General features: G+C 66.0%; 2 protein-coding genes. Both read left to right on the top strand.

Translation table 11 applies throughout. From position 1 onward, the window contains the following. Window positions 1-371 precede the first annotated feature (371 nt). Complete coding sequence (locus VF497_RS05915; RefSeq protein ID WP_330886703.1) at window positions 372-2588, top strand: hypothetical protein; 2217 nt, start codon at window positions 372-374, stop codon at window positions 2586-2588. Window positions 2589-2616: 28 nt separating this feature from the next. Further along, window positions 2617-3004, top strand: a 388-nt coding sequence (locus tag VF497_RS05910) for an outer membrane protein transport protein (RefSeq protein ID WP_330886702.1), incomplete at its 3' end; no start/stop codon positions are given.

Here is a 3004-nt window from a genome sequence, read left to right as displayed (position 1 = left end):
CGTTGGCGCACTGGCGCGGCTCAGCGAGCCGCTGATCGCCGACAACGCTGCCGCGATGCGCGACTTCGGTTATGCGCCGCGCGCATTCAGCTCGCAAGACGTGCTCGGCTCCGCAGATCGGTCGTTTTCCGATTGACGGCGACGCGGCGCGAGGCACAAGATCGCCGCGTACATGGGGAGCATCCCGCAACCGCTTGAAACCTATGCACGCTTCGGCGACGAGGCGGGCGCGTTGTTGCTCGAGTACCTTATCGTCGCGGTGCTGCGATGCAGCGAGCCGAGCCGGCGAGTTCTCGGCATAATCCTCGAAACAAGCGTTTGAATTTTTCGCCACCTACCCAAGCATGCCGCCTCGTGCGGAGGAGATAACCATGCGCAGATCTGCTCTTCGCCCACTGATTCTGCCGTCCCTGTTGCTGACGGCGCTTGCCGGCCAGAGTGCGCAGGCCTATGACTACACCGCGCCGGTGCCGCTGCACACGACGGCGAAATTCGACCCGACCACGAGCACGGTGCCGTTCCCGACCGACCTGCTGCGCCAGGGCTCGAGGGATCTCACCCTGAACATTCCGACCGCAGGCGCGCCCGCGGCACAGGTGCCGGTATTCGACGCGCTCAACTCGCTCGACGGCTTCAGCACGACCGCGCCGTGGAGCACGACGTTTGCCGGTCCGCTGACTGCCAGCAGCGTCGTCGGCGGCAGCGGCAAGAGCGTGCACCTGTTCGAAGTGAAGACGGATTCGGCGACCGGCGCTGTGCTCAGCGTCGTGCGTGAACTGACTTCGCCGCAGGAATATGTCGCCACGCTGGCCTCGAACGCAGCGACCGGCGCGACGCTCGCACTCGTGCCGACCAAGCCGCTCAAGCAGCTGACTTCGTACATGGCCGTGCTGACCAACGGCATCACCGACGCCGCAGGTACACCGGTGCGCCAGTCGCTGATCTATGGCTTCGCCAAGCGTACGAGTCCTCTGTGCACCAACGGCGCTTCCACTTTACCGGTGCTTCCCGCCGCCAGCGCCTGCGCGCTCGAACCGCTGCGCCAGCTGACCAACCTGCAGGAAGCTGCGGCCGCGACGCAGGGTGTCGATCCCAAGAACATCGTGCTGTCTTGGACGGCGACGACGCAGGCGACGACGGTGACGATGCAGACCATCGCCGGCCTCGTCGATGCCGTGCCGGACCAGAACATCGCCGTCGTGCCGACCGGCAAGACGCTGGCTGACGTGATCCCGGGCCAGCCGCCGATCGCCGACATCTACGTCGGTGCGCTGACGGTGCCGTATTACCTTTCCGCGCCGAGCCAGGCCAATCCGGTTGCTCCGCTGACCAACTACTGGACCGCGCCGCCCTGTGGCCAAGTCGCTTCGTGCAAGGCACTCGGCCTCGATCCGACCTCGACCAACGTCACGGTGGCCAATCGGTTGCCTGCGGCGACCTCGAACCAAACCGTGCCGGTCATCATGAGCGTGCCGAACGCGAACTCGGGCTTGAGCAAGCCCGCTGCCGGCTGGCCGGTGGTGATCTACCAACACGGCATCACAAGTGATCGCACGACGATGCTCGCCGCGGTCGGCGCGCTGAGCCAGGCCGGCTTCGCCGCGATCGCGATCGACCTGCCGCTGCACGGCCTTGATCCGAGCAATCCGTTCTACCGCAACGCCTTCCTCACTGGCACGCCGGCTGCCGGTCTCGTAACCGGTGAGCGCACCTTCGACTTGCCACAGATCAATACCGCCACCGGCGCAGTTGCCGCGGGCACGGTGGCCTCCTCGGGTTCATATTTCATCAACCTGACCAGCCTGCGCACCTCACGCGACAATCTGCGCCAGGGCGTGTCCGACCTGCTCGAACTGCGCAGCGCGATTCCGTACGTCACCGGCCTCGACGGCTCGCCGCTGTTCGATGCCTCGCGCGTTGCCTTCCTCGGCATTTCGCTCGGCAGCATCGAAGGCACCACGTTCATGGCGCTCGCGGCGACGCCGAACACGGCGGTGCAGAACGCGGTGCTCAACGTGCCGGGCGGCGGCGTCACCAACCTGCTTGTCGGCTCGCCGACGTTCGGCCCGATCATCATTGCCGGTCTCGGTGCGGCCGGCATTCATCCGGGAACCGCGGACTTCAACACCTTCGTCGTCGCCACGCAGAGCGTGATCGACTCGGGTGATCCGATCAACTACGCGGGCGACGCCGGTACCGGTGCGGTGCTGGCGAGGAAGAACCTGCTCGCCCAGGCCGTGGTCGGCGGCAGCGCGCCGCTGGCGGGCGATTCGGCGAATACGAGGTACTACGACGCCAGTGGCAACTGGTTGTCCGACCAGGTGATCCCGAACACGGTCACCGGCGCCCCGCTGTCGGGCGGTCTGCCGATCATTTCCGCACTCGGTCTGGCGCGGATCAGCTCGACGACACAGTCGGCCACCGGCATCCACAATTCGGTGCAGTTCGTCAGCGGCGTGCATTCCTCGCTGCTCGATCCGTCGGCTTCGCCGCAGACCACGGTGGAAATGCAGAAGCAGGCAGCGAGTTTCTTCGCGACCAATGGCATGGCCGTGCAGATCACGAACAGCGCGGTCGTGAAGCAATAAACCCGGAACCCTCAAGGACCATCTCGCCATGATCAAGATCAAACAACAGCAGCGAATCGTTCCGGCCCTGACCGCGCTGAGCTTCGCCGTCGTCGCCAGCCTCGTCAGCCAGGGTGCATACGCCAGCGCGTTCCAGCTCGGACGGCAGAACGATGCGCAAGGCGTCGGCCGCTACGGTGCCGGCGGCACCGCCGCGCCGGACGACTGCGCCGTCGTCGAGAACAATCCCGCCGCGATGTCCGACATCAAGACCGGCTGCGTGCAATCCGACCTCGTCGTGATCGACTACGGCATCAAGTTCTCCGGTGGCGGTACCGACGCACTGGGCAATCCGCTGACTGGCGGCAACGGCGGCGACGGTGGCGCCACCGTGCCGATTCCCGCGGCGCATTTCGTCATGCCGATCAACGACCAGC

The sequence above is a fragment of the Rudaea sp. genome, assembly GCF_036383415.1.
Lineage (GTDB): Bacteria > Pseudomonadota > Gammaproteobacteria > Xanthomonadales > Rhodanobacteraceae > Rudaea.
Note: the sequence above shows the minus strand (reverse complement) of the source record. Positions and strands in the feature narration are given on the sequence as shown.

What these genes read in the sequence shown, in the direction of transcription:
- VF497_RS05915 (WP_330886703.1), top strand. Translation starts at nt 372, where the DNA reads ATGCGCAGATCTGCTCTTCGCCCACTGATTCTGCCGTCCCTGTTGCTG.